At 72.0% G+C, this 22,519-nt stretch carries 16 protein-coding genes; 10 read left to right on the top strand and 6 right to left on the bottom strand.

Features of this window, described 5'->3' with window-relative positions:
• Positions 1 to 27: 27 nt before the first annotated feature.
• The 3 genes from QQZ13_RS08710 to QQZ13_RS08700 form a co-directional block, all read right to left on the bottom strand.
• The gene (locus QQZ13_RS08710; protein ID WP_284528631.1) at positions 28 to 1,095 is read right to left on the bottom strand and encodes a YbdK family carboxylate-amine ligase; all 1,068 of its coding nucleotides are present in this window, start codon (positions 1,093 to 1,095) and stop codon (positions 28 to 30) included.
• A gap of 10 nt (positions 1,096 to 1,105) precedes the next feature.
• Entirely contained in the window at positions 1,106 to 1,393 is a 288-nt protein-coding gene (locus QQZ13_RS08705) for a hypothetical protein (RefSeq protein WP_284528630.1), read from the bottom strand.
• A 99-nt stretch (positions 1,394 to 1,492) separates the two neighbouring features.
• Complete coding sequence (locus QQZ13_RS08700; protein WP_284528629.1) at positions 1,493 to 1,801, bottom strand: hypothetical protein; 309 nt, start codon at positions 1,799 to 1,801, stop codon at positions 1,493 to 1,495.
• 354 nt (positions 1,802 to 2,155) lie between these two features.
• On the opposite strand from QQZ13_RS08700, the gene QQZ13_RS08695 reads away from it, so the two are divergent.
• From QQZ13_RS08695 to QQZ13_RS08685, 3 genes are all read left to right on the top strand, one after another.
• Positions 2,156 to 3,685 carry a sugar transferase gene (locus tag QQZ13_RS08695; protein ID WP_284528628.1) on the top strand — a complete coding sequence of 510 codons (1,530 nt, stop codon included), beginning with the start codon at positions 2,156 to 2,158 and terminating at the stop codon, positions 3,683 to 3,685.
• A 4-nt stretch (positions 3,686 to 3,689) separates the two neighbouring features.
• A complete protein-coding gene (locus tag QQZ13_RS08690; protein WP_284528627.1) occupies positions 3,690 to 4,919 on the top strand; it encodes a glycosyltransferase in 1,230 nt (409 codons plus the stop codon).
• Positions 4,920 to 5,042: 123 nt separating this feature from the next.
• Entirely contained in the window at positions 5,043 to 5,894 is an 852-nt protein-coding gene (locus QQZ13_RS08685) for a PhzF family phenazine biosynthesis protein (RefSeq protein ID WP_284528626.1), read from the top strand.
• Positions 5,895 to 6,041: 147 nt separating this feature from the next.
• Here the strand turns inward: QQZ13_RS08685 and QQZ13_RS08680 are convergent, their stop codons facing one another.
• Positions 6,042 to 11,657 carry a DNRLRE domain-containing protein gene (locus tag QQZ13_RS08680; RefSeq protein ID WP_284528625.1) on the bottom strand — a complete coding sequence of 1,872 codons (5,616 nt, stop codon included), beginning with the start codon at positions 11,655 to 11,657 and terminating at the stop codon, positions 6,042 to 6,044.
• Positions 11,658 to 12,030: 373 nt separating this feature from the next.
• On the opposite strand from QQZ13_RS08680, the gene QQZ13_RS08675 reads away from it, so the two are divergent.
• Positions 12,031 to 14,253, top strand: a complete 2,223-nt coding sequence (locus QQZ13_RS08675; protein WP_284528624.1) for an endo-1,3-alpha-glucanase family glycosylhydrolase — start codon at positions 12,031 to 12,033, stop codon at positions 14,251 to 14,253.
• 110 nt (positions 14,254 to 14,363) lie between these two features.
• Here QQZ13_RS08675 and QQZ13_RS08670 read toward each other — a convergent pair whose 3' ends face one another.
• A complete protein-coding gene (locus QQZ13_RS08670; protein WP_284528623.1) occupies positions 14,364 to 14,915 on the bottom strand; it encodes a low molecular weight phosphatase family protein in 552 nt (183 codons plus the stop codon).
• A 6-nt stretch (positions 14,916 to 14,921) separates the two neighbouring features.
• Complete coding sequence (locus QQZ13_RS08665; protein WP_284528622.1) at positions 14,922 to 16,289, bottom strand: polysaccharide biosynthesis tyrosine autokinase; 1,368 nt, start codon at positions 16,287 to 16,289, stop codon at positions 14,922 to 14,924.
• Positions 16,290 to 16,401: 112 nt separating this feature from the next.
• Here QQZ13_RS08665 and QQZ13_RS08660 point away from each other — a divergent pair, with 112 nt between their 5' ends.
• The 6 genes from QQZ13_RS08660 to QQZ13_RS08635 all read left to right on the top strand — a co-directional run bounded on the left by QQZ13_RS08660 (position 16,402) and on the right by QQZ13_RS08635 (position 22,464).
• The gene (locus tag QQZ13_RS08660) at positions 16,402 to 17,124 is read left to right on the top strand and encodes a hypothetical protein (RefSeq protein ID WP_284528621.1); all 723 of its coding nucleotides are present in this window, start codon (positions 16,402 to 16,404) and stop codon (positions 17,122 to 17,124) included.
• An 80-nt stretch (positions 17,125 to 17,204) separates the two neighbouring features.
• Entirely contained in the window at positions 17,205 to 17,795 is a 591-nt protein-coding gene (locus QQZ13_RS08655) for an acetyltransferase (protein WP_284528620.1), read from the top strand.
• Complete coding sequence (locus tag QQZ13_RS08650) at positions 17,792 to 18,979, top strand: glycosyltransferase (protein WP_284528619.1); 1,188 nt, start codon at positions 17,792 to 17,794, stop codon at positions 18,977 to 18,979. Before QQZ13_RS08655 ends, QQZ13_RS08650 begins: the two co-directional genes overlap by 4 nt.
• Before the next feature lie 65 nt (positions 18,980 to 19,044).
• Positions 19,045 to 19,788 carry a CDP-alcohol phosphatidyltransferase family protein gene (locus tag QQZ13_RS08645; protein ID WP_284528618.1) on the top strand — a complete coding sequence of 248 codons (744 nt, stop codon included), beginning with the start codon at positions 19,045 to 19,047 and terminating at the stop codon, positions 19,786 to 19,788.
• 13 nt (positions 19,789 to 19,801) lie between these two features.
• On the top strand, positions 19,802 to 21,067 hold the full coding sequence (locus QQZ13_RS08640; RefSeq protein WP_284528617.1) for a hypothetical protein: 1,266 nt from the start codon (positions 19,802 to 19,804) through the stop codon (positions 21,065 to 21,067).
• The gene (locus tag QQZ13_RS08635; protein ID WP_284528616.1) at positions 21,064 to 22,464 is read left to right on the top strand and encodes a hypothetical protein; all 1,401 of its coding nucleotides are present in this window, start codon (positions 21,064 to 21,066) and stop codon (positions 22,462 to 22,464) included. The genes QQZ13_RS08640 and QQZ13_RS08635 overlap by 4 nt, the downstream gene beginning before the upstream one ends.
• Positions 22,465 to 22,519: the final 55 nt, after the last annotated feature.

Raw genomic sequence — 22,519 nt, 5'->3', positions numbered from 1 at the left:
CGTCAGCCCCGGGTCGTCACGCGGCGGTCACCCGGCGACCCGGTCGCGGTAGAGCGCCGCCAGCCGTCCCCGGGAGTGCGCACGACGCTGCTGCTGCGCCCCTCCGCCCACCCGGCCGTGCTCGGCGAGGAAGCACTCCACGAGGCGCGCATCCGCGTCCGGGAGCACCGGCCGCACGATGTCCTGCAGCGCCTCGAGCACCGCCGCCGCCGGCACGAGGCGACCCGATGCCGGGTCGACGAGCGTGCCCGACGTGCCGTGACGCGCCGCGTGCCAGAGGGCGGCGTCCCAGCCCTCGTAGTGCTCGGCCCGCGGCGTCTCGCTCCGCCGCCCCAGCTCGACGAGGGCGCGGATGAGGGCGGCCAGCGCGACGGAGGCCCGCGGGTCGAGCTGCACGTCGCACACCCGCACCTCGAGGGTGGGGTGGGAAGCCGACAGGCGCGCCACCCAGTTGATCGTTCCCGGGTCCGACGTGGCGCCGACGCCCGTCAGGCGCTCCAGGGCGGCGTGGTAGTCGGCGGCGTCGGCGAACCACGGGGGGACGCCGTGGGTCGTCCACCGACGGCTGTGGATCGCGCGCCAGCTGCCGAATCCGGTGTCCTGCCCGAGCCAGAACGGCGAGTTGGCGGCGAGGGCGAGCAGGACGGGGAACCAGGGCCGCAGGAAGTTCGAGGCCCGCACTCCGTCGGAGGGGTCGGGGATGCCGACGTGCACATGGAGCCCGTTGAGCTGGTGCTCGACGGTCAGTCCCCCGATGTCGCGGGCGATCGCGGCGTAGCGCCCCTCGTGCGCGGGCTCACGGCGGTCCGTGGTGAACGGCGTCCCCGACGGGGCCACCAGCGCGCCGGCCGCCGACGCCCACGCCGCGAGCCGCGTGCGGAACTCCCTGAGATCGTGGAGGGCCTCGTCGACGTCGGTGCACACCGGGGTGGCGTACTCGATCTGCGACGGGAAGAACTCCCGCACGACGACGCCGGGGCACGAGCCGCGCAGCTGCGCGACCGCCTCGAGGCCGAGGTCGACGGGGCCGAGCGTGCGCGGGTCGACGAGGACGAACTCCTCCTCGATGCCGAAGGTCGACGGGGCGTGACTCACGGACCGTCGTTCAGGTCGCCGCGAGCGGCGGCGGGCGATGGGCGATCGGGACGGGCTTGACCGGGCCGCGCGGCCGGCGCGGGGCGACGATCTCGGCGGCGCGCTGGACGACGTCGTCGAGGGTGGCGAACACCCCCACGCCGGCGCCGTGCGAGACCCAGACGGCCTCGTACCGGCCGTCGGGGAGCGCCTCGATGTACGCGACGACGTTGTCGGCGTCACACGCGGCGAAGGAGCGATCGCAGAGCCGCCAGGTCGTGTCGGTGAGCGGATCCAGGGCGAGCTGGTGGTGTCTCATGGGCGGTGCTTTCCGGACGGCGGTCATCGACGTCCAGCCAGAAGGATGCGACACGGTTCGCGCGCGGGCGAGGGGATTGACTTCCGACTCCGCAGGTGCCTAATCCCGGCCGGCGCGGTGGGCGGAGGACGAGTCCCGCCGCGGGGCCAGCGCGGCGACGGCCCTCTCGAACACGAGGGACTGGGCGACCTCGACCGCGCGGTCGTAGCGATGTCCGGCGAGGGACACGAAGACGGTCCCGACCACGTCGATGAACCCGACGGTGCACCCGTCGACCGACACGGCATACGCCTCGGTGTCGATGCGCTCCCAGATCACTCCTGGCACCGGCGTCGACGAGCCCGGCGGGTGGGCGAGGGTGCGGCGGCCGCGCACCGGCGGAATCCGACCCGGCAGTGTGTCCGTCATCGGCGTCCCCCGTCTCGCGCGCGGAGTGGGCCGCGCTCTAGAGAACCTAGGTCGCCCGGCGCGCTCCGTTGAGGGCCTTGACGACCCGTCCGCGCGCGGCTACCGGGGCGTACCGGATGGCCCCAATCTGAACACGGGTTTACACGGAGTTTACGTTCGTCCCTCGCATCGCCCCCGTCATAGCGCTAGAGTGAGACCGAACGCAGCGCGAAACGAGTGGGGTCGTCGCGCGTATCCGGGGGGATTTCAGCGTTCCGGGGGAAAGATACCTTCGTCGATTCGGGTCGACGGTGGTTGTCGCATGTTGCTGGGGGGCACAATGCGCAAGTTCGGTAACGCCATGGGGATCGTGCGATGAGCGCGATCGACGACGTCGCACCCTTCTTTCAGCTGCCGAGCATCGGTTCGCTGTCGGTGCGGCGGGAGGCATCGGTGGCGCCACGCGCGTCCGCCGCGGTCGTCAGCCGGTTGCAGTGGGAGCGTCGCTATCGCATGCGCCTCCGCGTGATCGACGCGACCGTCATCTCTCTGGCGTGCTTCGTCGCGACGGTGGCTCCGCTGCTGTTCACGGCACCGAACACGCTCGCCGACGATCCGTGGCTCATCGCCCGGATCTCGGCAGGCACCGCGGTGTTCTGGATGCTGACTCTCAGCCTCTTCAACACCCGCGCGTCCGCGATCCTGGGCACAGGCGCGACCGAGTACGCTCGCGTCGCCCATGCCACAGGTCTCGCATTCGGCACGTTGGCGATCGTCTTCGTGCTGTTCGAGTGGGACGGGCTCCGCGAGCAGCTGTACTTCGCGCTGCCCGTGGGGCTCGTCGCCCTGATCCTGTGCCGCTGGCGTGCGCGCCGGTGGCTCATGCGCCAGCGTGCACAGGGTCACTACGCGTCGCGCACGCTGATCGTCGGCGCGCGTGATGACGTCGAGTACACGATCCGGGCGCTGGGCCCGGACGGGAAGCTCGGGTACCAGGTCGTGGGGACGGCCGTGCTCGACGACGACATCGACCACCTCACCGTGGGCGACGTGTCGTATTCCGTCACGCGTGGGCCCGACGCCGTCACGCGCGCCGCATCGGCGCTGTACGCCGACACGATCGTCGTCGCCAGCCAGCCGGCCGGCGATCCGACGTACGTGAAGCGCCTGGCCTGGGAGCTGGAGGGCACCGCCGCAGAGCTGGTGCTCACGAGCCAGATCGCCGACGTCGCGGGGCCGCGCATGTCGCTGAGCCCCGTCGAGGGCCTGCCGATGCTGCACGTGACCATCCCGACCTTCCAGGGCGGCGCGTACGTGATCAAGCGCGGGCTCGACATCATCAGCTCGTTCGCGGCGCTGGCGCTGTTCGCACCGTTCGCCCTCGTCATCGCGATCGCCATCAAGCTGGACTCGCCGGGACCGGTGTTCTTCCGCCAGTCGCGCGTAGGCCGCGACGGGCGCGAGTTCAAGATGGTCAAGTTCCGCTCGATGCGCACCACCGCCGAGGCGGAGCTGGCCGCGCTGGTCTCGGAGAACGAGGGCGCCGGACCGCTCTTCAAGATGCGCTCCGACCCGCGCGTCACCCGCGTGGGCGCCTTCCTGCGCAAGTACTCGCTCGACGAGGTGCCGCAGTTCCTCAACGTCCTGTTCGGCGACATGAGCGTCGTCGGACCGCGTCCGCCGCTGCCGTCCGAGGTCACCGCCTACGACGGCACCGTGTTCCGCCGCCTGTACATCAAGCCCGGCATCACCGGCCCCTGGCAGGTCGGCGGTCGCAGCGACCTGTCCTGGGAGCAGAGCGTGCGCCTCGACCTGCGCTACGTCGAGAACTGGTCGGTCATGTCCGACCTGGTGCTCATGTGGCGCACCGTCAAGGTCATGATCCGTCCCGATGGCGCATACTGAGGCGATGCCGGCAGATTCGACGCGACGCTCCGTCCTGTTCGTCGGGGTGAACTACGCCCCGGAACCGACCGGGATCGGTCCTTACACCGCCGGCATGGCGACCGGGCTGGCGGCGCGCGGCTGGGACGTCTCGGCCGTCACCGGCCACCCCCATTACCCGTGGTGGCGCATTCCCGCGGAGCACCGCGGGCTGCCGCGCCGTGACGTCGTCGAGGGGGTGCGGTTGCGCCGCGTGCACCACTTCGTGCCGCGCCGCCACAACGCGCTCACCCGGGCGCTTCACGAGGTCACCTTCGGCCTGCGGGCGGCGTTCACGCGCTGGGGCGACCCCGACGCCGTCGTCGTCGTGAGCCCGGCACTGCTCGCCTCGCGCATCGTCGCGGTGCGCGCGCGGGCGCGCCGCGTGCCGGTCGTCACGTGGGTGCAGGACATCTACACGCTCGGGGTCAAGGAGACCGGCGGCGGGCTCGGCTCGGGACTCATCGAGCGGTGGGAGCGCGGGCTCGCCAATGCCTCGCACCGCGTCGTCGTCATCCACGACCGGTTCCGCCGGATGTTCGCCGAAGACCTCGCCGTGCAGCGTCCGATCGACGTCGTCCGCAACTGGTCGCACGTGCCCGATCTCCACGACCGCCGCAGCGTCGAGGTGCGTCGTCGCTACGGCTGGAGCGACGACGACATCGTCGTCCTGCACGCGGGCGCCATGGGCGCCAAGCAGGGGCTCGAGGCCGTCGTGCTCGCCTCCCAGGAGGCGCACCGCCGCGGATCGGCGGTGCGGTTCGTCCTGCTGGGCGACGGCAACCAGCGGGCGGCCCTCGAGGCGCTGGGACCCAATCCCCACCTGCAGTTCATCGACCCGCTCGACGACGACGACTTCTTCGCCGTGCTGGGGTCTGCCGACGCGCTGCTCGTCAACGAGCGGCCGGGGCTGACCGAGATGTCGGTGCCGAGCAAGATGACCACGTACTTCGCGACGGGACTCCCGGTGATCGCAGCCGTCGACACGGGCAGCACCACCTACGACGAGATGCGCGCCGCCGAGGCGGGTCCCTGTGTGCCGCCGGCCGACCCCGGCGCCCTCGTCGACGCGGCCGAGAGCCTTGCCGCCGACCCGGAGCGCGCCCGGGGCTTCGGTCGCAACGGGCAGGCGTACCGGCAGCGCGTCCTCACCGAGGACGCCGCCATCGACGGCTTCGCCCGGGTGCTGGACACCGTCACCGCCACCGGCCGGTAGTCCTCGCCGTCGCCACGGGTCGCCGCAGGCCACCAGGGCCACCAGGGCCACCAGGGCCACCAGGGGACGATCGGACCCCTCCGGTCCGGTCCAGGGGGCGCGCGGATGGGGCATCCTGATCGCATGCCGCAGATTCTTCGTCTCGCCGCCTTCTCCACCGACCCCTCGGGAGGGAACCCGGCGGGGGTGGTGCTCGATGCGGAGGCGCTCGACGACGCCGCGATGCAGCGCATCGCGGCCGAGGTCGACTACGCCGAGACGGCGTTCGTGACGGGCCGCGATGCCGACGGTCTCACCATCCGCTACTTCTCCCCGATCGCCGAGGTGCCGTTCTGCGGCCACGCGACGGTGGCGACGGCCGTCGCCCTCGTCGAGCGCGCGCTGTCCGCGCCGGGCGAGCTCACCTTCCGCACCCCTGTGGGCCCCGTTGCGATCCGCACCGCCCGGGTCGACGACGGCGTGACCGCGTCCTTCACGAGTGTCGACCCGTACGTGGAAGAGCTCCCCGCCGACGTGCTGGCGGAGGTCCTCGACGAACTCGGCATCGGCCGGGGCGACCTCGACCCTCGGATGCCGCCGGCGCTCGCGTTCGCCGGCAACCGGCATCCGGTCATCGCGCTGGCGGATCGGGAGATCTTCGACTCCTTCACGTTCGATCCCGTGCGGGTGCGCGCCCTCATGGACGCGCAGGACTGGCGGGGCACCGTCACCGTGCTGCATGCGCCGCGTGCGGGCGTGCTGCGGGAGATCACGGCACGGAACCTCTTTCCCGTCGGGCGCATCACCGAGGACCCCGCCACGGGGTCGGCAGCGGCGTCCGTGGGCGCCTACCTGCGGGCCGGCGGTCTCGTGGCACCTCCGGCATCGGTCACGATCCACCAGGGTGCCCACGTGGGCCGCCCCGGGGTTCTCGAGGTCGCCATCCCCGTGGCCGGCGGCATCACCGTGACGGGCCGCGCCGTCGAGATCGCGTAGGGTCGCCGGACTCTGCTGCAGAAACGGGCGAGCACCCCCTTCTGCAGCCGGGGGTGCTCGCGCGGGCGGCCGTGGCCGTCCGGATCCCATCGACGAGGGGAGCCCGGGGCGGCTCGTCCCTCATCGATGGGGGGTCGTGTGCTCAGCTCACGGAGCGGCCGTGTAGGTGAGCACGAGAGTGGGGCGGTTGCCGGCGGTGCCGGCTTCCTTGGACCAGAACCGCAGGTTGTCCGTGCCGTTGTCGGTCACGAGGAACCCGACGGTCGTACCGCTCAGCGGGGCCAGCGTCGACGCGGTGAGCTCGCGCTCGTACGTCGTGTTGATCGCCGTCAGCCCGGTGAGGCTTCCGACGGTCGCGCCGGCCTCGGTGGGACGGTTCGCCCAGGTGAGCGACGCCTCGGTCCAGTCGGAGGCCACGAGACGCACGTCGTGCGCGTCCGTCGAGCCCGACGTGGAGTCCGACGTCGTCCGCAGTCGCAGCACGGCCGAGGTCAGCACGCGTCCCTCCGGGGCCGCGGGCAGCTCGAACGCGAGGTAGCTCTGCAGCGCCCCCGAGGTTCCGCCGCGCGTGGACAGGTAGGTCGCGGCGCCGTAGTTGGTGCCGGTCGCCGACTGCGCCACCAGTGCGTCCTTCAGAGCCACCACCGAGGTGGTCACCGGCTCGAGGGGCTCCTCGGGCGCCGGCGGGACCACGACCGACGCCGAAGCGGAGGCCGCGCTCACGTTCCCGGCCGCGTCGACCGCTGCCACCCGGTAGTACCAGGTGCCCTCGGCGACGCCGGTCTGCGAGAACGAGGTGCCGCCGGGCGTGCCCACCTGGTTCGCCGAGGCGGCGGTGAAACCGGCCGACGTTCCGCGGTAGACCCGGTAGCCGGTCACTGCGACGTTGTCCGTCGACGCCGACCAGGTCAGCGACACGGCGCCCGCCGACGTGGCAGTCCCCTCGAGCCCCGTCGGGACGCTCGGAGCCGCGGTGTCGGGCTCCGGCTCCACCGGGCCCTCGCCCGGGGTGTACTCGAGGACGAGGACGGGACGGCGGGTGGTGCCGGTGCCCTCCTTCGAGACGAGCCGCACGTTGTCCGCCGACGTGGTGCGCAGGGCCAGCGAGACCTCCGAGCCGGTGAGCGAGGCCAGGGCCTCGGCGTCCAGCGTGACCGTGTAGGTCGTGTTGAGCGCGGTGGCGCCGCTGAGCTGCCCGATCGTCGCCCCGAAGCCGGAGGTCGGACGGTTGTTCCAGGTCGTCGTCGCCTCGGCCCACGACCCGGTCAGGATCGAGAGCTGGTGCGTGCCGGTGGAGTTGGCCGTCGAGTCCGTCGAGGTCGTCAGGCGGAGCGTCGCACCGGTGAGCGTGGTCCCCGCGGGAGCCGCCGGGATGGCGAAGCGCAGGTAGGACTCGATCTGACCGGTGGACCCGCCGCGAGCCGAGATCTGGTTGCTCGCGCCGTAGACCGTGTTCGCCGCGCTCTGGGCGACCATCGTGTCGGCCAGGACGTTCGCCGTCAGGGTGACCGGCTCCACGGGCTCCGACGTGTCGATCGTGACGCCCTGGGCACCGGTGGCGGCGCTGCGGTTGCCCGCACCGTCGACCGCGACCACGCGGTAGAAGTACTGGCCGTCGGCCAGGTCCTCGTCCGTGTAGGTGGCCGTGGTCGGCTCGGCGATCGGAGTGAGACCCGAGATCGAGAAGCCGGCCGAGGTGCCGCGGTACACCGCGTAGTGGTCCACCGCGATGTTGTCGGTGGCGGCGGTCCACTGCAGGGTGGCGTCGGAGCCGGTCGCCGTGACCGTCAGACCCGTCGGGGTCGTCGGGTTCTCGGTGTCGGCCACCGTCACCGAGACCGAGTCGCTGGCGGCGCTGACGTTGCCGGCGAGGTCGTACGCGGCGACCTTGTAGTGGCGCGTGCCGATCGTCGTGGCCGTGTCGGTCCACTCGGTCGTGGTGACGCCGTCGGCGACGAGCGAGTCGGCGTCGGCCGTGAAGCCGGCCGTCGCGCCGCGGTAGACGCGGTAGCCCACGACTCCCACGTCATCGCTCGACGCGGTCCACTCGAGCGCGACGGTCCCGTCGGCTGCCGCGGTGCCCTCCAGGCCGGTGGGCACGCTCGGCGCGTCGGTGTCGACGTCGACGAGGGCGCCGACCGCGGCACTGGCGCCGCCGACGTTGCCTGCCGCATCGAGGGCGACCACGCGGTAGTACCACTGGCCCTCGCCCACGGCGACGTCGGTGTAGCCCGCCGTCGAGGGCTCGGCGATCAGGGTGCCGTCGGCGATGGCGAAGCCCGGCGTGATGGAGCGGTACACCTCGTAGTGGTCGACGGCGACGTCGTCGGTCGCCGCGTTCCAGGTGAGGGCGACGTCGACGCCGGCGACGGAGGTCGTGAGACCCGACACCGTGGACGGCGCGGTGACGTCGGCGAGGACGACCTGCAGGGCGGAGCCCGAGGTGCTCTCGTTGCCGGCGATGTCGTAGGCCGTCACCTTGTAGTAGCGCGTCCCCGGCGTGGTGTTCGGGTCGGTCCACGAGGTCGTCGTCACGTCGCCCACGAGGGCGCTCGGCTCGATCTCGAAGCCCGCCGACGACCCGCGGTAGATGCGGTAGCCGCTGACGCCGTTGGCGTCTGCCGATGCCGACCAGCTGAGCTGGGCCGCCGTGGTGCCGGTGTGGGTCACGTTGGTCGGGACCGTCGGCGCCGTCGAGTCCTGCAGCGCGATCGCGTAGTGGTTCACCACCGCGTCCGACGTGAGCGCGGCCGGGTAGATCGCCGCCTCGTCGAGCTTGCCCGCGAAGTAGTGGCTGCTCGAGGCGTCCGGCCAGCCGCCGAGGTTGCCGCCGCCGAAGCGCCAGTAGCCGTCACCGGTCTCGCTGTTGGTCACGCCGTTGGAGCCCTGGAGGGCGCCGTCGACGTAGATGCGCATGCCCGCGGAGCTCTGCGTGGCCACGACGTGGTGCCACTGCCCGTTGTTGAGGGCCGAGGTGGTCGTCACGGACTGCACGGCGCCGTTGTAGATGCCGAACCGCAGACGCCCGTCGTTGAGCATGTAGATCTGCTTGTCGTAAGAGTTGCCGCTCACCGTCGGGCTGTTCTCGAAGCCGACGATCTTGCCGCCCACGGTCGTGGTGGTGTTCACCCAGAACTCGACCGAGTACTCGGACGGTGCCGCGACGAGCCCGGTGCGGATGAGGCCGCTGCCCTCGCTGTTGTTGGTGCCGGGCGTCGTGACCGCGCCACCGGGGATCTTCGTCCCCTCGGTGAAGCGGGTCACGCCGGAGCCGATGACACCGTCGCGGGCGCCCAGGAACGAGGAGTCCTCCGCGACCGAGCCGCTCGCCTCGTCGAAGCGCCAGTACGAGGTCGGGTTGTCGCCGAACACGGCGGCGCCGTAGGCGTCCGCGGGTGCCTCGTTGAGGTCCATCTCCCCGCCGCCGGCGAGGAAGTGCTCGATGGCCTGGTTCTGGCTCAGCGCGGTCGAGTAGATCGCCGTCTCGTCGAGCTGACCGTCGTAGAAGCGCGACGCGGTGTTGTTGCTGCCGCCGTTGTCGGGCCACGAGTTGAGGTTGTCGCCGCCGACGCGCCACGTGCCGTAGTACGCCTGCGCGTTGGTCACGTTGTTGCGACCGACCTCGGCGCCGTCGATGTAGAGGCGCATGCCGGCGCTGCTCTGGGTGGCCACGACGTGGTGCCACTGGTCGTCGTTGTAGGCGAGGTCGGAGCGCAGCGTGCGCACGGAGCCGTTGTAGATTCCGAAGCGGATGCGGCCCGTGCCGTTCTCCATGTACACGATGCGGTCGTAGCTGCCGCTCATCGTGTCGTTGCCGTTGTCGGTGCGCGGACGACCGTTGCCGTAGCCGACGATCGAGCCGCCGGTGGTGGAGGCCGTCTTGAACCAGGTCTCGATCGTGTACGTCGAGGGTCCGGTCGCGATCTGGTCGTTCCAGACGTACTGGCTCGCGCCGTCGAACACCGCGCTGCTGCTGCCGTCACCGGGGATCGCGCCGGCGGCGTAGGTCACGCCGTTCTGCGCGATGCCGTTCTTGGCGGAGCCCACCTTGCCGGAGCGGTCGATGACCCAGGCTCCGGAGTCGTCGTAGCGCCAGTACAGGTCGGGCTGGTCCTCGATCACCGTCGCCGCGTAGCTCGACGCCGTCGTGGATGCCACGCCGTTCTGCGCCGCCGAGAGGGCGCTCTGGTTGCCGGCGGCGTCCACCGCGCGGACGCGGTAGGAGTAGCTGACACCGGGAGTCGCGGTGGAGTCGACGAAGGTCACCTGGGGACGCGTCCACCAGCTGGTCTCCACGCTGACGGGGTCGCCGAGCTGGACGTTGTTGCGGTACAGGATGTACTGCAGCGGCGAGTCGTCCGGGTCGTACACCGAGCGCGCGACGATCTGGAGCGCACCGGGCGTGACCGCGCGGACGTTGATGGTCGGCGTGGGCGGGTTGCCGGTGTCGGTCGTGCCGAAGCGCGTGAGGCCCTGCTGCGCGCCGCCGTTGACCGACGTGAACTCGCCGCTGACCCACAGGTACTTCTGGCCGTTCTTGGTGGCCACCGCGAGGCCGCGGCCGCCGATGCCCTCACCGGTGCCGTCGTTGAGCGTCGGGAACCAGCCCAGCTGCTTCTGCTGCGGGTCCTGCGTGTCGGTGACGCTCAGGTAGATGCGGCGTCCGTCCGGGTACAGGCCGATCGAGGAGCAGTCGTGGTGGTGGTGCGCCTGGAACAGCTTGCCGTTGTCGAGCTGGAGCGCCTGGACCGCGCCGAGGCAGGTGTCGCGCCACTCCTGGTTGCCGGTCGACCAGCTCAGGCGGGCTGCGCCGTCGAAGACGCCGCCGCCGCTGCCCTCGTTGCCGATGTAGAAGGAGGTGCCGTCGCTGACGATCGCCTTGGTGATCGAGCACGGGTGGATGAAGTTGCTGCCGTCGCCCCAGTTGAGCGGGTTGCTCGGGTACGCCCGCGTCACGGCGCCGGTGGCGGCGTCGACGATCGCGATGCTGTGGGTGTTGGTGCCGTTGACGGTGTAGAAGGAGCCGCCGAGCGCGATCTTCGAGCCGTCCGGCGAGGCGGCGATGGCGAGGCCGCGCGAGTTCGCGTCGGCCGTGGTGCGGCACTCGATGCCGGGCTCGGGACGCGTCTCCATGTTGCCCACGGCGTCGGCGACCCAGTTCGGGTCGAGCACGCCGGCGCGGTTCACCTTGGCGAAGCTGCGACGGGGCTGGCCGGCGACGGTCTGGAAGAGGCCGCCGAAGTACACGGCGTCGGCGGTGACCTCGAGCGAGTACACGAACGAGGAGAGACCGCTGACGTTGAAGCTCGTCACCGCGCAGGTCTGCACGTTGATCTCGGCGATGCGGGTGCGGGACACGCCGCCGATGCTGTTGAAGTTGCCGCCGATGAACACGGTCGACCCGTCGGGCGACGCCTCGGCGGTGTACAGGCGTGCCGTGCCGCCGCTGAGGGCCGCCGGCAGCTGGCAGGTGGACGGTGCACCCGTGTCGGCCTCGAAGATCGCGACGCCGGCCACGTTCCGAGCGGTTCCGCTCATCCCCGCGCCCGGGCGGATCTGCGTGAACTCGCCGACCGCCACCACCTTCCCCTGGGAGGCGGCCACGGCGCGCACGACGCCGTTGGTCTGCCATGTGCCGAGATTGTCCGCACTGAACGTGACACCCGGTGTGATGGCCTGTGCGGGTGACGCCGGCGTGGCGACGACGACCCCTACGACAAGTGCGAAGACAGCAACAGCGCTGGCAAAGATGCGTGTACGCATCGGTTCCCCGATTCCCCAGATTCCCCCCGTCCGCCTCGGTTACCCCTAACCGGTACGGCGAACGTGCACCGTATCCGCCGTTCCCCATGATCGGCGTGGTCGAGTGACCAAACGGTACGCCGGAGAACGTAGCACACCTCGATGCCATCCGTATACCACTCGTCGAGAAGTCGTTGCGGAGGAAATTCGTGAGAGGACTCTCATAAAGGAACTTGACCGCGCTCCGGAGCCGAGCCACACTGATCGGACACCATCGCACGATGCACTATGCTCCGCCCCCCAGCAGCGATGGCTACAGCAACCCGAACCTGCCCACCTCCGGCACCGCGATCCCACACCGCGTGGTGCCGAGACGCTCGAAGCGGATGACTCCATGGCCCCCAGCCACACCCCCACCCCGACCGTACCCACCGACACCCTCCGCGACCGCTCGCGACGCCTCACGGCCCGCGACCGCCGCCGTCGCCGCGCCGCGCGCGTGCTGGCCGTGCTCTCGGCCGCCGCGCTGCTCGCGCCCGCCGTCGTGAACGAGATCACCTCGCCGGCCTCGGCGGCCACCACGACGCAGACGGTGGAGCTCACCGCGACCGCCGGCGGATGGACGACGACGCGCGCGCCGAAGACGGCCAAGAGCAACGCCTACTGGCTGAGCACGACGTACGCGGCCGACGCCGGCTACCTGACGTTCCCCACCGCCTCCCTCCCCGACGGAGCGAAGATCACGGCCGCCACGCTGTCGCTGAACATCCGCTCCACCAAGGCCACGAAGGGCGGGGTGCTCGTCTACCCGGCGGCGACGACCTGGTCGCCGAAGACCCTCACCAACGCGAACCGTCCGGCGCGCCTGGGTGCGGCGGTCAGCACGAGCACCGTGAAGGCGGTCGCGGGCCGCACGATCTCGATCCCCCTCGCGACCTCCGGCGCCCTGTCGACCACGGGGGCGACCTCCTTCGAGCTGCGCTACTCGCAGCCGGCCGTCGGCACGCTCATCAACCTGCGCTCCGCCCCGCCGAAGCTGACGATCACCTACACGACGAGCAGCTCCACCCCCGGGCCGACCCCGACCGCCACGCCGACGGCGACGCCCAAGCCCACGGCCACCCCGACGGCCACGCCGAAGCCCACGCCCACGCCGAAGCCGACCGCGACGGCGACGCCCTCGCCGCGTCCGACGCCCACCGCCACCCCGACGGCCACGCCGAAGCCCACGCCGACGCCGACCGCCACGACGCCGCCCTCCGCGGGCAGCGACGAGCTGCCGTTCTCGGTGCCCGGGGTCGGAGCCAGCGCCAAGAAGGTCTTCGCGCACTACTTCCCGCCGTACCCGGTCTCGTTCGACAACCTGTCGGCCGACAGCGACTACTACGCGCGCAACTACCTGACCGTCGGCGGCGAGAACGGCAAGCACGCGGCGTACAGCGGGCTGCTGCGCGACCGTCCCGAGACCCGCGCGCCGCTGAGCGGCGACTGGCGCACCAAGGACTTCAACGCCGAGATCGACGACGCCGCGGCCGCCGGGGTCGACGGCTTCATGGTCGACGTGCTGAGCCTGTCCGGCGGCAACTGGGACCGCACCGTCGGACTCACCAATGCCGCCGCCGGCCGCTCCGACGGCTTCACGGTGATCCCGAACATCGATGCGACCTCGAGCGTGGCGAAGGCCTCGCCGGCCACGGTCGCCGCCGCGATCGCCCCGCTCATGAAGTCGAAGGCGGCGTACAAGCTGTCCGACGGTCGTGTGCTGCTGTCCTCGTTCAAGGCAGAGGGCAAGCCCGCGTCCTGGTGGAAGGACATCATGGCGGCGCTGAAGAACACGCACGGCGTCTCCGCGGCGTTCGTGGCCGTGTTCCTCGACTCCTCCGAGGCCAACCTCCGCACGTTCGCGCCGTTCACCTACGCGGCGAGCAACTGGGGCAAGCGCTCCCCCGACTCCGCCGCCGCGGCGACGGACCGCACCGACCTCGCGCACGCGCTCGGCATGAAGTGGATCGAGCCGATCGCCGTGCAGGACGTGCGGCACAAGTCGGGCGTCTACGCCGAGGCCGCCAACACGGAGACGCTGCGGGCGACCTGGAAGCGCGCGATCTCGAACGACGCGGACTTCGCGCAGCTGATCACGTGGAACGACTACAGCGAGGCGACGAGCTTCGCCGCGTCCGAGATGCACGGCTCCGCGTTCCTCGACCTGAGCGCGTACTACGCCTCGTGGTTCAAGACGGGCAAGGCTCCGGGCCTGCGTGGCGACGAGATCATCGTCACCCACCGCACCCAGTCGTACAAGGCGGCCGCGCTCCTTCCGCCGGTGACCCTGAACGCGACGCTCGGCGGCAACACCACCGCACCGCGCGACACCGTCGAGGTCGTCACGATGCTCACGGAGCCGGCCACCGTCACCCTGCGTGTCGGCTCGGCGACGCACACCATCGACGCGCCGGCCGGCCTGAGCGCCCACACCGTGCCGCTGCGCACGGGCAAGGTGTCCGCCTCGGCGGCGCGCGACGGCGCGGTCTTCGCCACCGCCACGACCGACGAGCCGGTCGTCTCGTCGCCCGAGATCGTCAACCTGCTGTACGCGGCGGCGACCAGCCGCGACTGAGCGCCGCGCCGCACGAGCACGCCGCCCCGGCCCGGATCCCTTCGGGGATCCCCGGGGCGGCGTCGTCGTGCGGGCGCGGAAGTCGTCCCGGGATCCTCGTCGGTGCGGGATCAGCCGCGGACGCGCAGCGCCTCGCCCAGCGCCCGCACGGCCGACGCGATGCGGTCGGCCGCACGCTCGTAGTCGGTCGTCGTGCCGCCGGCGGGATCGGCGATGTCGTCGTCGGGGCTCTGCGGCACGACCCCTCGCGCCGAGGCGAGGGCGTCGGCGAGCTCCGCCGCGGACGCACCGCGCGGGACGTCGGCGACCGCCAGCAGTCGCGCCGACTGCGCCAGGGTGAACGTCTTGCGGTGGGCGCGGGGGACGAGCCGGACGACGTCGGCCCGGTGGGCGCGCTCGGCGCAGAGCACGACGTCGGCCCAGGCGACCAGCTCCGCGGTGAGCGGCTGCGAGCGGAACGCCGCCGCTTCGATCCCGCGGCCCTCCAGCAGCTGCAGGGTGTGCCGCGTGACGTGCTCGCCCTCCTCCGCGCGCGTGCCCGCCGAGCGCACCTCGACGTCGGTGCGGTCATGCGCGAAGGTCGCCGCCAGCATCAGCTCCGCCATCGGCGACCGGGCCCGGTTCGCCGTGCACACCACGAGGATGCCGCCACGGGCCGCCATGGCCGGCTACCGCTCGGTCTCCGCCGTCGCGGCGGCCGGCGCCGTCACCGCGGCACGCGGCTCGGGCGGGGCGCCGTAGCCGTAGACGTCGCCGGCGCTGGCCGGCGCGAAGTTGGTGACCACGCCCAGCAGCGGCGTGTGAGCCACGGCGAGCGCTTCGACGGTGCCCGCGAGCTCGCGCTCGCGCACGCGGCCGAGCCCGACGACGAGGATGACCCCGCCGACGAGGTTGCCCAGGATCGCCGCGTCGGTGACCGGCAGGATGGGCGGCGAGTCGACGATGACGACCTCGAAGCGCTCGTGCAGCTCGGCGATGATCTCCGTCGCCGCCTCGGAGCTCAGCAGCTCGCTCGGGTTGGGCGGCAGCTCGCCCGACAGGAGCACCTGCAGCCCCGAGCTCCCCCACGGCTGCAGCGCGTCGTCGAGGGTCGCCTCGCCGGCGAGCACCGTCGTGAAGCCGACGCTCCCCTCGAGGTCGAGCACCCCGGCCAGCGACGGCTTGCGCAGATCGGCCTCGACGAGGCAGACCGAGCGCCCCATCGACGCGAGGCTGGCGGCGAGGTTGGACGAGACCGTGCTCTTGCCCTCGCCGGGCACCGAGGAGGTGACCACGAACGCCTTGTGCGCGTTGCCGGCCTGGAGGAAGGAGATGTTGGTGCGGATCTGCCGGAACTCCTCCGCCCGCACGGAACGGCTCGTCGAGTCGGTGATGACGCCGCGCACGCGGGGGTCGTCCTCGCGGACGGTGCCGATGACCGGTGCGTGAGCGAGGCGGCGGACCTCGCCGGCGGTGCGCACGCGCGAGGAGACCCGGCGGGCGATGATCACGTAGGCGATCCCCGCGACGAGCCCGAGGAGGGCCCCGGCGCCGAGGGCGACCGTCGCATTGGGCGACGAGGGCCGCGAGGGCACGGTGGCCCGGTGGACGATCTCGGTCTTCACGGGGGCGCGGCCGTCGGCGTCGGCGGGCACCAGGCTGCCCACCGCGTTGGCGAGGCTGGTGGTGACCGAGTTGGCGATCGTCGCGGCGCGCTCCGGGCTGGAGTCGGTGACCTCGATCGTGATGATCGAGGTCTGGAGCGGGATGGTGGCCGAGACCTTGCGCCCGAGCGCGGCGACGGTCATGTCGAGGTCCAGGGCGTTGACGACCGGCTGCAGCACCACGTCGCTCGTCGCGATGTTCGCGTAGTTGCGCGCCTGCTGCTGGGCGAACGTCCCGCCCTGCGCGAGGTCGGAGCCGTTGCTGCTGGTGGAGGCGCTCACGACCAGGCGCGTGCTCGCGCTGTACTCGCGGGGACTGAAGGCGACGTACGCGGCCGCCACGATGATCGCGACCAGCACGAAGACGACGATCGTCAGCCAGCGTGAACGCAACAGTGCGAGTGTCTCCGTACGGATCACCCCGCACCCCCTCCCTCGTGTCCGGCCCGGTCTCAGCGATCCCCGTCGCCTGAGACCCGTGGCGGGCTATGTCAGGATAGTGCCCATGGCGACGTTCTCAACTCGGGGCCGGTCCCGGCTCTGGGCCTATGGCGGGGTGCTGCTCCTCGCCGTGGTCGCGGGCGCGGCCGCGGTGTACGCCGTGGACTCGGTCTCCGCGCAGGGCAACGGCTCGGGCGTCACGCCGCCGAGCGCGGTGAATCCCGACCCCGCCGTGACCACGGTCGCCTTCCTCGGCGACGACCCCGCGGCCCGCGCGCAGGAGGGCGTGAGCCGCACCTGGCAGGACCTCGTCGCCTCGGACCTCGACGCGGTGCTGGTCGACCTGTCCGTCGACGGGGCGGGCTTCGCGACCGGCGCCGACGTCAGCCCCTGCGACACCGACTTCTGCCCGAGCATCCTCGACGCCGTGCCCGACGCGGTCGCCTCCGACGCCGACTTCGTGATCATCTCGGCCGACGTCGCCGACGCCTCGGTCTCCCGCAGCGAGCTGCGCGACCGCGCCGTCGCGGTGTTCACCGCCCTCCAGGTCGGACTGCCGTCGGCGCAGATCGTCGTCGTGGGCCCGGCGGCCACCTCCCCGGCGACGCCGGAGGTGACGACCATCGAGGGCATCCTCAAGGCCGCCGCCGCAGACGCCGACATCCGCTTCGTGAGCCTGCTCTCCCCGTCCGCCGTCACCGACGAAGAGGTCGACGACCAGGGCAGGATCGACGCCGACGGGCAGGGCGCGATCGCCGTGCGCGTGCTCCGCGGCCTGGGCGGCTGACCTCGCCGCACGGCTCCCGATCCGCCTCGGGAGCCGCCCCTCGGCTGGCGCCGACGCCGACGCGTCGGTACAAAAGAGGGATGGTACCCACACGCGTCATCGACCTCTCGCTGGCGCCGGGCGCCCCCGAGCCCCTCCGAAAGCCGAAGTGGGTGACGTTCAGCTGGTCGCTCGTGGAGCTCCTGCTCGTCTCCAACCGGCTGCAGATCAGCTCCGCCCTGCGCGCCTGGGCACTCCGCCGCTACGGCGCGAAGATCGGCACGGGCGTCGTCATGCGGCCCCGCCTGCGGGTGAAGTCGCCGTGGAACCTGGAGATCGGCGACCGGTGCTGGATCGGCGACGGGGTGTGGTTCCACAACCGCGACCGGATCACCATCGGCAGCGACGTGTCCATCTCGCAGGAGACGTACATGACGACCGGAGCGCACGCGTTCCGCACCGACATGGGCCTCATCACGAAGCCCATCGTCATCGAGGACGGCGTGTGGGTCACGTCGCGCTGCGTCGTCCTGGGCGGCTCCCACATCGGGCGCTCGGCCGTGATCTCGCCCCTGACCGTGGTGCGCGGCGACGTGCCCGAGAACGCGATCGTCTCGGCGCCCGCGGCCGTGGTCGTCGGTCAGCGCTTCGAGACGGACGCCGCGTCCGACGTCGAGACCGGCGCCGAATGAGGATCGCGCACGTCCTCACCTACATCAGCGCGGACGGGGCCTTCGGCGGTCCGCTGGCGGTCATGAGCGAGCAGACGCGCGAGCTCGCGCGGCGCGGTTACCACGTGGAGGTCTTCGCGGGATGGGACGGCGAGGCGCGGTTCGCCCCCGAGGGCGTGACCGTCCACCTCTTCCCCGCCCGCCAGGTCGTGCCCGGGGCGGGCTTCAGCGGCCTCGTCGCCCCGGGACTGCGCCGCGCGCTCCTGCGCCGTCGCGGCGAGTTCGACGTCGTCCATGTCCACCTCGCGCGCGACCTCATCACGCTTCCCGTCGCGCACGCGCTGCGGGGCGCGGCCGGCGGCCCCCGTCTGTTCCTGCAGCCGCACGGCATGGTCAAGCCCGACGGACGCGTGCGCGCGCGGATCTTCGACCGCTGGGTGCGTCCCGTGCTCCGCGGGGCGACCGGCACGTTCGCCCTGACCGACACCGACGCCGGGCGCCTGCGTGCCGTCGAGCCCCGGGTGAGGATCGTCGACCTGCCCAACGGGGTGTCGCTGCCGTCGCCGATCGCCCGCGACGCCTCCGCCCGCCCGGAGGTGCTCTTCCTTGCCCGCCTGCAGCCCCGCAAGCGCGTGCTGCTGTTCGCCGAGGCCGCGCACCGGCTGCTGGCGGCGGGCGTGGACGCCGACTTCGTGGTCGTCGGGCCCGACGAGGGAGACCTCGCCGAGCTGCAGCGCCGCATCGCCGCCTGGGAGCACGGACAGCGCATCCGCTACGAGGGCGCGGTGCCCCCGGGCGCCGGGCGGGACCGGATGGCGCGCGCCGACGTCTACGTCCTGCCGAGCTTCAGCGAGCCGTTCCCCATGTCGGTGCTCGAGGCGCTGTCGGTGGGCACGCCGACGGTGATCTCCGAGACGTGCCACATCGCCGACCGGCTGGGCGACGCCGTCGCCACCTTCCCGGAGCGGGGGGCGGCCGCCGGGGCCGCGACGCCGTCGCCGGAGGCCGGTCCCGAGACGGCCGAGGCCCTCGCCGAGACGATCGGTGCGCTCGTGCGCGACGGGTCCGCGCGGGGCGCGCTCGGCGCCCGCGGACGACGGGCGATCGAGAGCGGATTCTCGATCGCGCGCATCGGCGACCTGCTCGACGGATACTATGCCGGTGGGCCGTCCGCCGGGGAGCGACGTCCCGTCACCTCTCCGTGAAGGGGGTCGCCGCGTGAGCGAGCGTCGCCGAGCGGGGGGAAGCGAGTGCTGAGGGGAAGCACGAGATGACCGACACGACCGCGTCCACGTTCCGCCAACGATTCGAGCTGCTGCGTGCCGCGCAGAAGCGCCGCACCGGCGTTCCGCTGTACACGCTGGCCGTCAACCGCCCCGTGGGGCGCGTCATCGCCGCCGCCTCGCCGCGCGGCATCACGCCGAACCACCTGACCGCGATCGGCGCGCTGTTCACCTTCGCCGGCATCCTGTACCTCCTGGTGTGGGCGGAGGGCGGCCTGGCGAGCGCGCTGGTGGGCGTCGCGCTCGTGGTGGGCTTCTTCTTCGACTCCGCCGACGGCCAGCTCGCGCGGCTGCGCGGGGGCGGGTCGGCCGCCGGGGAGTGGCTCGACCACGTCATCGACGGCATCCGGATCGTCCTGCTGCACATCGCGACGCTCGCGTTCCTGCTGCGGACCGAGGCCGTCCCAACGTGGCTGGCCTTCACGCTGTGCACGGTGTTCGTCGTGGCCGCCTCGGCGACCTTCTTCGCGGGAAGCCTCTTCGAGAAGCTCACCACGGGCGCCCCGCGCACGCAGGTGACCTCCGGCTCGCGGCTGCGCTCGGCGCTCATGCTGCCGGTCGACTACGGCGTCACGTGCTGGCTGTACCTCCTGACCGCCGTCGTCCCGGTGTTCGTCGTGATCTACGCGCTGGCGGCGCTCGCCAAGGTGGGCACGACCTCGATGCTGCTGGCCAAGTGGTGGCGCACCCTGCGGCGGGAGGATCGCGAGCGCCGATCGAACCCGTCGTGAGGCGCGTGCAGCCGTGAAGCGCTTCGCGCACTCGCGCTACGTGACGATCCTCGACCAGATCGTCTCGAGCCTCTCGAACTTCGCCCTCGTGGCGCTGGTGGCCGGCGTCGCGACCACCGCCGAGTTCGGCCTCTTCAGCCTCGGCTACGTGCTGCTGCTGTTCTTCCTCGGATTCCAGCGCGCGCTCGTCGGCGAGGTGCTGCTCGTGCGCTTCTCGAAGGCCGGGGAGCGCCCCGCCGGCGTCGACGACTCCGCGGCCGGGGTCTCGGTGGCCGTCGGGGTGGTCTCGGCGGTGGCGCTCGCGGTGTGCGGGCTGCTGGCGGGCGGCGACCCCCTCATGTGGACGGTGCTCGCCGTCGCGGGTCCGCTCGTGTTCGTGCAGGACATCGTCCGCTACATCCTCATCGCGCGGGCCCGGTCCGGGCATGCGCTGGTCTCCGATGCGGTCTGGGCCGTCGTCGCCCTGCCGGTCATGGTGTGGCTGGTCGCCGTCTCGGCCCCCGCCTGGACCGTCGCAGCCGCCTGGACCGCCGGCGGCGTGGTGGCGATGATCGTCGCGATCGCCTACGCCCGGGTCCTGCCGCGACCGGTCTCCGGGGCGCGCTGGATCGTCGCCAACCGGGACATCGCGGTGCGGTTCTCGGGCGAGTACGCGAGCCTCAACCTGTCGAACACGGTCGTGTGGTTCCTCCTCGCGGGACCCCTGGGAGTCGCGGGGGTCGCGGCCCTCCGCGGCGCGTCGCTGCTGTTCTCCCCGCTCAACACCGCCTTCAACGCGGTCCGCATCGCGGTGGTCCCCGACCTCGTGCGCAGTCGCGGGAGCCGGCGCTACCGGTCGCGCCTGCGCGAGACCGCGCTGATCCTCACCGGGATCTGCGTGGTCTGGAGCGGCGTCGTGCTGCTGCTGCCCGACGAGATCGGGCGCCTGGTGCTCGGCGCGACGTGGGACGTCGCCGCCGACCTCCGCTGGCCGTACGCCGTGCAGGGTCTGGCGATGGTGGCCTACACGGCGCTCCTCGCGCACTTCCGCGCCGCGGCCCGCCACACGTCCTCGACGGCGATGCGCGGGTTCCTCGCCGGCGCGACGCTGGTGCTGCCGATGGCGCTCGCGTTCGCGATGGCGGCCGCCGGCGCCGCCTGGGGCTTCGCCGCGGCCGTCGCGCTGAGCGTGGTGGTGGGCCTCGTGTGGGAGACTCGGGCGCGACGGCGCGAACAGCGCGGGCCCGATGCGGATGGCGCGCCGGGCCCGGACGACACCCCCCACACGGACCACGGATGACCACCACCGAGACGCGCACCGCGGAGCACCGCGAGGGCACGCTCGTCCTCGTGCTCGGATTCCTGGCCTTCATCGCGCTGGGGATCGTCGTCCCGATCTTCGTGCTCACGAGCCCGGACTCGGGGCGCAGCTCGGCGTGGGCGGTCACCTTCGGCGTCCTGTTCGTCGCCGCCATCCGCCTGGCCGTGCTGATCGCCCGCGGCGAGCGCCGCATGTTCGAGTTCATCTTCTGGCTCTTCGCCTACGTGTTCTTCGGCCTCGCCCCGACGGTGCAGCTGCGCGCCGACGCGATGGCGACCACCACGGCGGGCCTCGATCCCCAGCTCGACATGGTCACGGCGGCCACGGGGGTGCTCGGGATCGCGTCGTTCGCGGTGGGCTTCGCCCTGGCGCATCGCCGGAAGGTCGCCTTCGCGGCCTCGACCGAGCGCCTGGGCATCAGCCGCGGGCGCCTGGGAATCCTCACCCTCGTCGCCCTCGCGGCATCCGCGTACTACGTGGCCAGCCTCGGGGTGGGGGTGCTCTTCTCGAGCCGCGCGGAGTTCTCGCTCGTCGAGAACGCGCGCTGGCCCGACCCCACGACCAACGCCATGATCGGGGCGGTGTCGAGCTTCCCGATCCTCATCGCCGCCCACGGCTGGTGGCACTTCGCACGCGGGGCCACCGGCAAGGGGCCCCGGTGGATCGCGTGGATCACGACGCTGGTGGCGATGTTCATCACCAACCCGATCTCCAGCGCCCGCTACCATTTCGGCGTCGTGTGGGGCAGTTTCCTCGGCCCGCTGGGCGCGTTCCGCACCCGGGTGCGGACGTCGGTGATGATGCTCGGGATCGTCTTCGGCCTGCTGTTCCTCTTCCCGATCGCCGACATGTTCCGGCGCCTCAACGTCGTCAACAACGAGCGCACCGGCTTCCTCGCCGAGTACGAGGGCAACGGCGACTACGACGCGTTCGGCCAGCTGTCGAACGCGATCCTCTACGACGCGACCATGCCCTTCCGCTTCGCCCGGCAGTTCCTGGGGATCCTCTTCTTCTGGGTGCCGCGGTCGATCTGGCGCGACAAGCCCACCGGCTCTGGGGTGCTGCTGGCGGAGTTCCGCGAGTACGGCTTCACCAACCTGTCCGCACCGATCTGGGCCGAGCTCCTGCTCAGCTTCGGGTTTATCGGCGTGGTGGTCGGCTCGCTCGTTCTCGCGTACTTCCTCGGCCGTCTGGATGTGCGCTTCCGCGAGGGCAACCCCTCGCCGATCGTCGAGATCGCCGGCGCGGTGTTCCCGTTCTACCTGCTGATCCTGCTGCGCGGATCGTGGCTGCAGGCCACCGGCATCCTGGTCATGCTCATCGGTTCGCTGCTGTTCATCTCGGTGCGCGAGCGGGCTCCCGCTCCGAGCGGGTAAAAACGCCCGCTAGTATCGCCTGCAGGGGGCTTCGGGGACGGCCCGCGCAGGGGGC

This window comes from Microbacterium sp. T2.11-28 (assembly GCF_950097975.1).
GTDB lineage: Bacteria > Actinomycetota > Actinomycetes > Actinomycetales > Microbacteriaceae > Microbacterium.
This window is presented reverse-complemented; position numbering and strand designations above follow the sequence as displayed.

What these genes read in the sequence shown, in the direction of transcription:
- QQZ13_RS08705 (WP_284528630.1), bottom strand. Translation starts at nt 1,393, where the DNA reads ATGAGACACCACCAGCTCGCCCTGGATCCGCTCACCGACACGACCTGG.
- QQZ13_RS08700 (WP_284528629.1), bottom strand. Translation starts at nt 1,801, where the DNA reads ATGACGGACACACTGCCGGGTCGGATTCCGCCGGTGCGCGGCCGCCGC.
- QQZ13_RS08695 (WP_284528628.1), top strand. Translation starts at nt 2,156, where the DNA reads ATGAGCGCGATCGACGACGTCGCACCCTTCTTTCAGCTGCCGAGCATC.
- QQZ13_RS08690 (WP_284528627.1), top strand. Translation starts at nt 3,690, where the DNA reads ATGCCGGCAGATTCGACGCGACGCTCCGTCCTGTTCGTCGGGGTGAAC.
- QQZ13_RS08685 (WP_284528626.1), top strand. Translation starts at nt 5,043, where the DNA reads ATGCCGCAGATTCTTCGTCTCGCCGCCTTCTCCACCGACCCCTCGGGA.
- QQZ13_RS08680 (WP_284528625.1), bottom strand. Translation starts at nt 11,657, where the DNA reads ATGCGTACACGCATCTTTGCCAGCGCTGTTGCTGTCTTCGCACTTGTC.
- QQZ13_RS08675 (WP_284528624.1), top strand. Translation starts at nt 12,031, where the DNA reads ATGGCCCCCAGCCACACCCCCACCCCGACCGTACCCACCGACACCCTC.
- QQZ13_RS08670 (WP_284528623.1), bottom strand. Translation starts at nt 14,915, where the DNA reads ATGGCGGCCCGTGGCGGCATCCTCGTGGTGTGCACGGCGAACCGGGCC.
- QQZ13_RS08660 (WP_284528621.1), top strand. Translation starts at nt 16,402, where the DNA reads ATGGCGACGTTCTCAACTCGGGGCCGGTCCCGGCTCTGGGCCTATGGC.
- QQZ13_RS08655 (WP_284528620.1), top strand. Translation starts at nt 17,205, where the DNA reads ATGGTACCCACACGCGTCATCGACCTCTCGCTGGCGCCGGGCGCCCCC.
- QQZ13_RS08650 (WP_284528619.1), top strand. Translation starts at nt 17,792, where the DNA reads ATGAGGATCGCGCACGTCCTCACCTACATCAGCGCGGACGGGGCCTTC.
- QQZ13_RS08645 (WP_284528618.1), top strand. Translation starts at nt 19,045, where the DNA reads ATGACCGACACGACCGCGTCCACGTTCCGCCAACGATTCGAGCTGCTG.
- QQZ13_RS08635 (WP_284528616.1), top strand. Translation starts at nt 21,064, where the DNA reads ATGACCACCACCGAGACGCGCACCGCGGAGCACCGCGAGGGCACGCTC.